This window comes from uncultured Gimesia sp. (assembly GCF_937910335.1).
In the GTDB taxonomy this organism is placed as follows: Bacteria; Planctomycetota; Planctomycetia; order Planctomycetales; family Planctomycetaceae; genus Gimesia.
In genome coordinates this window covers 1-5409 of record NZ_CALEMX010000548.1, presented here as the reverse complement: position 1 = coordinate 5409, position 5409 = coordinate 1, and the positions used below count along the sequence as shown (strand labels likewise).

At 46.0% G+C, this 5409-nt stretch carries 3 protein-coding genes; 1 reads left to right on the top strand and 2 read right to left on the bottom strand.

Translation table 11 applies throughout. The features are described from left to right. The coding region (locus Q0668_RS22535; RefSeq protein ID WP_298868785.1) for a bifunctional serine/threonine-protein kinase/formylglycine-generating enzyme family protein at window positions 1-2516 on the bottom strand (2516 nt) is incomplete at its 3' end. Then, window positions 2513-3133, bottom strand: a complete 621-nt coding sequence (locus Q0668_RS22530; RefSeq protein WP_298868784.1) for an ECF-type sigma factor — start codon at window positions 3131-3133, stop codon at window positions 2513-2515. The genes Q0668_RS22530 and Q0668_RS22535, both read right to left, overlap by 4 nt. A 463-nt stretch (window positions 3134-3596) precedes the next feature. Between Q0668_RS22530 and Q0668_RS22525 the strand changes: the two genes are divergently transcribed. After that, on the top strand, window positions 3597-5409 hold a 1813-nt coding region (locus tag Q0668_RS22525), incomplete at its 3' end, for an FAD-dependent oxidoreductase (protein ID WP_366918976.1).

The window sequence follows — 5409 nt, the reverse complement described above, 5'->3', positions numbered from 1 at the left end:
TGCAAGGAAGATTCCGGTGCACCCTGGCCGCGTGTGTAAGAAGTTAATCGACTGGAAGGTTCTTTAAAGCCGCCACCACGTTGAACTCGTTCCACTCCCCGAGCGGGTCCTGTTGGGTTTTCGAGAGGTGACTCGCTATAGTATGTGGCACTATAAAAATCCTGACACCATTCCCATTCATTCCCATAAATGTCATATAAGCCATAGGGATTCGGAAGTTTCAATTTTGCGGGATAGATTCTGTTTCCAGAATTATTCGAGAACCAGGCATACTTCTCTAACTCCCCCTCATCAGTGCCAAAGAACCAGGCAGTTTGACTCCCCGCACGACATGCATATTCCCATTCCGCTTCTGTAGGTAATCGATAATGATTCCCCGTGCGATCCGATAACCATTTACAGAATGCGACGGCATCATTCCAACTGATACTCAGCGCAGGTGTTTGATCTTCAAGAGCTAATTCTCCCACATATTTCCAGGAGTATAACGTGGATCGCCTCCAATTTCCATTTTCGACTCCATATCCACCGTTGCGTTCTGCATCTGTTTCGTATTTTGTCTCATTTACGAAACGACGAAATTGTTGAGTTGTAATCTCGGTCGCACCCAAATAGAAAGGTTTCGATATTTTCACTAAGTGTGGAGCTGCGTCGTATGCCCTCTGCGGCTGGGAACTGTCCCCCATCAAAAACTCGCCCGGCGGAATTAGCATCATTTCTAAGAACGCTGGTTCTTCTTCTGCTCCAAGCCTGACACGATCACTGACGGGCAGATTCATCTTCTGAGCATATTCTTGCTGCAATTTTTTTCCGTTATTCGAATTGGATGCAGACTGCTGGTTCTGTTCGGCTACAGTTGAATGCGAAGAAACTGAATGCTGACCGAGGGGATTCCACAAGAACGCACCGATTAAAATGATAGCAGCACCCGCGATACCTCCCCACAACATGAGCCGATTCTTTGCCGATCTGCTTTGCTGCTCCTCTTGCATATTGGCTGCAGAAAAAACGGTCAACCCGGAATCAACCGGTAGAACTTCCGTCGGTATATCAGCCCCGTTTTTCGGAGCAGGCGTTTTCGTTTCCCCCTCTTTCACAGGCAGTTTCATCGTCTGGTTCTGTAAATACTCAGAATTAAATTGCTGAAGATCTTTGATTAATAAGGGCACCGAGTCATAGCGATCATCAGGATCTTTGGCCAGCATTTTTTCAAAAATGGAATTGAATTCCATCGGGATCTGCTGATCGAGATCTGACAAACGGGGAATGGGCTGCTCCTTATGTGCCAGGATGCGCTCGACGATGGTTTCTCCATTGTAAATGGGCTTCGACGTCAATAGAAAATAGAAGGTACAACCCAGACTGTAAATGTCCGAACGATGGTCGGCCAGTCTCGTGTTCCGAGCTTGCTCGGGTGCCATATAATCGATGGTTCCCATAAAAAACTGACTGGAAGTCAATTGCGTTTGAGAACCATCCGCCAACAGGTCTTCTGAGGATTGCTCTAGACGAGCTAGTCCCATGTCTAAAATTTTGAGATCACCTTGATCGTCGACCAGAATATTAGCGGGTTTGATATCACGATGAATGACACCTCGACCGTGGGCATACTCCAATCCATGAGCGACCTGTAAAATGCAATTCAATGCATCAGAAAAATCGAGTGGACCGGATTCACGCACCAGCTGTGTCAGGCTCTCGCCATCAATGTATTCACAAATCAGGTAATGAATTCCCTGGTCCTCGCCTGCATCATAGGCGGTCACCACATTCGGATGCGATAGCCGCGCCGCAGTCTGTACTTCTCGTTCAAACCGCTTCAAACGGTCGGGTACATGATTTAGATCTGAACGAATCACTTTCAAAGCCACAATTCGTTTCATTCGTTGATGAATGGCTTTGTAAACCGTTCCCATACCGCCTGAACCTATTGGTTCGAGAATAAGATAATCCCCGATTTGTATAGGATGGTCTTCACCACTGGAGATCACATGCGCCTGATAACCGGTCAATTTTCCAATCTGAATAAGCCTGTCCGATAGTGCGATTGCAGTTTGCGGTCGCTGAGTTTCATCTAAACCCTGCATCAACTCGGTCAAATCACGCTCAGAAAGGAGGCCTGTTTTTGTAAGTCGCTCCCTATATTCATTCAACGACATTTCATGCGGATGTTTATGACGCCTTTTTTGTTTCTCCCCGGCAGGAGCTGTCTCATTCTGAGCGCGCGTAGTTTCTATGACATCCGATAACCACTTTGGATCCAAATTAGGAAATGATTCCAGATAATCGCCTGCAAGAGGCCGCTTACCCTGTTGACTGCGATGCTCGATTTCCAGCGAAATCAGCTCTTTCAGAATCACACCTTGAGAAGGAGAAGACACTTCAGCCAGATAAGACGTAATGGAAGGCAGACTACCCCGTTTCAATTCAGATTCAAATTGATCGCAAAGCTGATTGATTTTCAGCATCAAGTCAGGAGGAAGCTGTTCGAAATCTGCGTTATTCTGTGATTTCACAAATCGCAATCCTCTTGCCACAGACGTGTAATCAACTGAAGTTTTCGCTCAATGGTACGACGCGCACAACCAAGACTCTGTGCTATTTCAGTTGTAGTTTCACCTTCCATTTTACCCAATGCAACCTGTCTTAATGTCGAATCACCGGTTTTGTCCAATAAAAGTAACAGTCGTTCCAGTTCTTCTGCCAGTTGTAATGCAAATTCTGCTGAAGGTTGTTTTTGAATGATTTCTTCAAAATGAACGGAATCTAATGTCTGCTTTTTCCGCTGAGCGCTATCACCGCTTTTGCCAGTCCCACCCCGTTTTTGCCGGTTTTCATTCCGAATTAAATCTACGGATTTATGTGATGTAATAGCGACCAGCAAAGGCCACAAATTTTCGCGGTCTGTGATTTGTGAAAAACGACCATTCTGTGCTCCCAGACAGAAACTTTTAAATGCACTCAGTGCCACATCCTCTTCATCTGCCATCGCTCGAGGCGCCCCGCGTAGTTTATGCCTGGCGACTTCAACCATTTCCTGAAAATATGATTCCCAAAGTCTCTGCGCAGCCTGCTCATCACCACTTTTTAACTGACCGATCCATTGGGTTACTGTCTCTTCTTTCAAAGACATACACGACCGCTTTCCTCAAAACAACTGCAGAGAATCATCACTATATTGTACCGTAGAACCCGGGCATTCAACAGCTTAGGATAATTTTCATGCAAAGTTAATTTGAATCGCAGTTTCAAATCAACTGCTGAACAACTTCATAGAAAACCCGGCTTGGAATCCGGCTTACACTTGTAATACCTGAAAATTCGGTACGATTCCCTCAAAAGAGTCGGTTTTGAAAATCTGAGTATTTCAGATGAAAAAACCCATTAATTAACAACCTTGTTTAACAGACACAGGCACGAATCAAAGAGTTCCCTGTTTGCAATTGATTCGGCATCGGGTTTATAATCTTGTCTGATAAAAGTTGAGTTTCACCTTTTCTTAAAGGTTAGCTATCAAACAATCAGCGAAACGATGACAGGAGTGAGAGAAAATGCGGTTTCTACCCAGGGTTCTTCATGTTCTTGCAGTGCTTGCGATGCCTCTATTTTCTGCACAGTTCGTAACAGCACAAAAACCGACTGATGGCGTCCTGGTGGAAGCAGAAAGTTTCAATCAGCAGGGAGGCTGGAAGCTGGATACCCAGTTTATCAATATCATGGGATCCCCCTACTTGCTGGCCCACGGTTTAGGACAGCCTGTTGATGATGCCAAAACAAATGTTCAATTTCCGTCCACTGGAAAATATCGTGTTTTTGTTCGTACAAAAGACTGGGTCGCTCCCTGGAAAGCTTCCGGAACACCTGGTCGATTTCAACTGGCAATCAATGGAAAACCCTTAAGTGAAACCTTTGGGACCAAAAGTGCCACATGGTTCTGGCATGACGGCGGCACAGTTGAAATTAACAAACCAGAGGCGGAACTCACACTACACGACTTGACCGGTTTTGAAGGTCGTTGCGATGCAATCCTGTTTACCAAAGACCTTACTTACAACCCGCCAAATGAAGCGGCTCCTATGGACCAGTGGCGCAAGTCCATGCTGGGCCTTCCTGACCTACCCCAAAAAACTAAATCCTACGATCTGGTTGTCGTCGGTGGTGGTTACGCGGGAATGGGTGCAGCCATCTCTGCAGCACGCATGGGCTGTAAAGTTGCCTTGATCCAGAACCGTCCCGTATTAGGTGGCAATGGAAGTTCTGAAGTACGTGTCTGGGCGCAAGGACTCGTCAGACGTGGAAAATACCCACACATTGGTGAAATCATCGCGGAATTTGCCGACTCAGCTGCCGCATCCCCTGGTACCTATGAAGAGTACGGCGACAAGATTAAAGAGAAAATCGTCAAGGCAGAAAAGAACATCGACTTATTCCTGAATACGCATGCTTATGCTGTTAAAAAAGAGGGAACCAACATTCAAAGCGTAACCGCTTTCAATACGAAAACCAGTCAACGCACAGAATTTCTTGGTACTCTCTTTTCAGACTGCACCGGTCATGGCGAAATCGGATTCCTAGCGGGGGCCGACTACTATACTCAAGAAAAAGGCCATATGGGCATGAGTAATATGTGGACGTGGAAAGAAGCAGAGAAATCGAAATCGTTTCCGAACGTCAAATGGGCTCTTAATTTGAATATGGAAGATTTTCCTTATCCCCAAAAGTTTCATGGCCAATGGTTCTGGGAAAGTGGCTTCGATAAAGATCCGAGCAAAGATCTCGAATCCATGCGCGACTGGAATTTCAGAGCCGTTTATGGTGCTTGGAATGCCATGAAAAATAAAGACGGAAAAGATAAACATCCGAATGCCATCTTGACCTGGATGGCATACATCGGTGGCCCACGCGAGTCTCGCATGCTCCGGGGCGATGTCATTCTTCGCAAAAAAGACATTGTTGCAAAAGTTGCTTTTCCCGATGGATGTGTTCCCAGCACCTGGTCGATCGATTTACATTATCCCAAAAAACAATTCATGAAAAAATATCCGGAAGATCCATTTATCTCCCAAGCAGTCTTCGATAGTAGAGTTGACCGCAAGCACGGTTATCCTGTCCCTTATCGTTGTTTTTATTCACGAAATATCTCCAATCTGTTCATGGCGGGCCGTTGCGTTAGTGTAACTCATGAAGCACTCGGAACAGTCAGAGTCATGAAAACGGGCGGCATGATGGGCGAAGTCGTCGGAAAAGCAGCCGCCGTCTGCACAAAGAGAAAGTGTACGCCGCGTCAAGTCTACACAGATTACTATCAGGACCTGGATCAATTAATGTCGCGGAAAGGAATCGAACGCCGCGACTCAATCGATGAGTCATTTTATATCCCCAAAGACGCCAAAACACTTCCCCCTGTCA